Here is a 3,003-nt window from a genome sequence, read left to right as displayed (position 1 = left end):
GGTGAAATACCTGAAGAAAGATGGTTTTGGCGTGAAACACGCTACCACGCTGGAGGATAAGCAGTTGAAAGAAGCCGGTATTATTTTGTTAGGTAATAAAGAATCTATTTCCGCGGAAAAACTGAGCAAGGCTACCAAGTTAAAAGTGATTGGTTACCTGGGTAACAGCAAAAAACATATTCCTCAGGATGTCTGTACTGATATGGGCATCGTGATTTTTGACAATATCAAAAAACCGGAATCTGTTGCCAAAAGAATGGCGAAATTTATTAACAGCGGAGATGCTTTCAAGAGCAGTAACTTCCCGAATATACAGTTGCCCAAAGTAAAGAATGGACATCGCTTTATCCACATTCACCGCAATGTGCCGGGGATCATGGCACGGGTGAACCAGGTATTGGCCGATGGGAAAATTAATATTGTATCGCAGTTCCTGATGACGAATGAGCGGATTGGCTATGTGATTACAGATATCAGTGCAGAATATGATAAGAAGGTATTAAAAGATTTGAAGCATATTAAGGATACGATTAGCTTCCGCGTATTGTATTGATGTAAATTTTTAGCAGAAGGCTTAAAGCAGAAAGCAAAAAGCTATTAAAGCGGATATTGTACTGGTATCCGTTTTAATAGCTTTTTGCTTTCTGCTTTAAGCTTTCGGCTCTTCTAATCTACCCAACCAGGGTTCTGTTGCAGACTGCTATTCATCTGCACTTCCTGTTGAGGAATGGCCCAATTGTATATATAATCGCCTTGCCAGAGGTAGGGCGACACTACAAATCCCCATATTTGCTTCACGCCGTTGCCGGGATAGAAAACGGTTTGTTTCCATGTTTTCCAGCGCATTTCATCGAAGTAGGAGATGCCTTCATTCGGGAATTCTGCGCGGCGTTCATGCCGGATGCGTTCCCGCAGATCTGCCTGTCCGTTTACAGTGGTGGCGGCGGAGGAGTTCAGCAATGCTACACCGGCACGTTTTCTCACTTCATTCACCAGGGGAATTGCTTCGGCTGTTTTACCGGATTCATTTAATGCTTCTGCCCACATCAGCAATACATCGCCGAAACGGATCAGTGGAAAGTCGGTAGGGCCGGAAGCGCGGTCTGGTAATTCCGTGCTGCCGAGGTACACGAATTTGCGATGCAGGTAATAGAAGAAAGTGCGTGTATCTGTTGTCAGATCCAATGTTGGCAAGTTTTCATTCCGGTGTGGCCAGCGGGAAGTAAAAGTGCGGTCGGCACCTTCTATTTGTCTGCCGAGGTAAGTCGCATACGGCGTAATCACGTTCTGCTCCAGGCGGGGATCCCGATTGGTATAGGCTTTACGGATACGCTGTTCATTGCCATCGGGAAGATAATCCGTCAGGTCTACACCTCTTTTGGTAATGGTTTGTTTTTCTGCATCGGTGAGGTTATTGCGGAAAAAGTATACTTCCCGTTGTGTGATGGATTTACTGCTATAACCTGGAATAACATCATCCCATTTGAATGGGCTGCCATCTGCATTTTCATAGCTGTCTACCAGGTCGGGAGCAATGAGGTAGGTATTCCAGCAGGAACCAAAAGAAGAGCGGGTACCGGTGAAGAACTGGGTAGTGCTGCCGAATCCGGACAATCCTTTGTTTTGTATGGAGAAAATCATTTCATCACATTGTTCATTCGCAGGGCGGAACAGCTCAAAGTAGTTGCCGAACAGGGAGAATCCTGCCTGGCGTACTTTCGCAAAATCGGCGATGGCGAGATCCCATTTCTGTTGGTACAGGTATGCTTTACCGCGGAGGGCATAAGCGGCGCCTTTGGTAACATGACCAAATTTAGCATCGCCTTTGGCATATTTATCGGGCAGGTTGGTTTCGTTAATGCAATCCGTTAAATCTTTTACGATCACATCCCAAACCTGTGCTTCTGTTTCACGTGGCTTGTTCATAGCAGATACGTCGGTAATTTCCAGGTACACGGGAACGCCTTTGTACAGCTGGTTGAGACGGAAGTAGAAGTAGGCACGCAGGAACTTCAGTTCGGCCACATAACGGGCTTTTTTCTCCGGAGAAGAAGGCGATTGCAACGGAATATTGGTAATGCCATCATTAGCCCGGTGAATGCCTTCATACAGATCTTTCCATACATCGGAGAACATACCATTGGAGCTGGTAGCGTTTCCACTTAAAAAAGGATCGGCATCTCTCACCTGGCTGGTCACAAAGCGATCGTATTGGTACAACTCCCTGCCGCTGGCAGCGCCGGTGTTGATGCCTAACCGCAGGGCGCTGTATACACCGTCTACACCGAGGTCGGTGAGGTTATCGGTTTTCCACATGTTGCCGGAAGCGATGGCGCCGGGAGGAGTGGTATTCAGCAAATCTTTATTACATCCGCTGTTCAGCAGGGTGACACAAACCACGCCTGCTATTGCTATTTTCTTGATGAGTTTATTGGTAGTCATGTTGATCAGATCTTTGGTGCATTAAAAATTAACATTCAGGCCCATGGCAAACTGTTTCATTGTAGGATAGCCTACGTTTGCGCCCAGCTCGGGATCCAGGCCAGGGAAGGCAGTGAATGTCAACAGGTTTTCGCCGGTGAAATAGATTCTTACTTTTTTCAGTTTAATGCGCTCTGTCATGGCATCCGGAAGGGTATAGCCAATCTGCAGATTCTTTAAACGTACCCAGTCGGCCTTCATCAGCCAGAAATTGCTGGCAGTGTTATTAATGGCATCATTGTTCAGCTTCAGGCGAGGGAGTGAGCCATTGATGTTATTGGCCGGATCGGAAGGATTATCTGCATTGTAATAGTAATGGTTGTTAGCCACGCGATCAGATACAGCATTTCCGTTACGCAGGGTGGAATTGTTATATCCTTCCTGGTTCCAGTAGTATTGCATACCCGCCATACCGGACCAGATCATGGAGATATCAATACCTTTCCAGGCAGCGCTCAGGTTCAAGCCAAAAATATATTTAGGCTCGGAGCGGCTACCGGTTAAGGTTTGGTCGTAGGAGTT

Annotated in this window: 1 protein-coding gene and 2 pseudogenes; 1 reads left to right on the top strand and 2 read right to left on the bottom strand. The window is 46.6% G+C overall.

Annotation, left to right across the window (positions count from 1 at the left end):
• Positions 1-553 (top strand): annotated as a pseudogene (locus VIP81_RS05035) (phosphoserine phosphatase); the annotation flags it as partial.
• 113 nt (positions 554-666) lie between these two features.
• Here VIP81_RS05035 and VIP81_RS05030 read toward each other — a convergent pair.
• Both VIP81_RS05030 and VIP81_RS05025 read right to left on the bottom strand, forming a co-directional pair.
• Entirely contained in the window at positions 667-2,442 is a 1,776-nt protein-coding gene (locus tag VIP81_RS05030) for a RagB/SusD family nutrient uptake outer membrane protein (protein ID WP_331957381.1), read from the bottom strand.
• Positions 2,443-2,463: 21 nt separating this feature from the next.
• Positions 2,464-3,003 (bottom strand): annotated as a pseudogene (locus VIP81_RS05025) (TonB-dependent receptor); the annotation flags it as partial.

This window comes from Chitinophaga sp. (genome assembly GCF_036566945.1).
GTDB lineage: Bacteria > Bacteroidota > Bacteroidia > Chitinophagales > Chitinophagaceae > Chitinophaga.
The sequence above is the reverse complement of the archived record's forward strand: the minus strand, read 5'-3'. Positions and strand labels throughout refer to the sequence as shown.

What these genes read in the sequence shown, in the direction of transcription:
- VIP81_RS05030 (WP_331957381.1), bottom strand. Translation starts at nt 2,442, where the DNA reads ATGACTACCAATAAACTCATCAAGAAAATAGCAATAGCAGGCGTGGTT.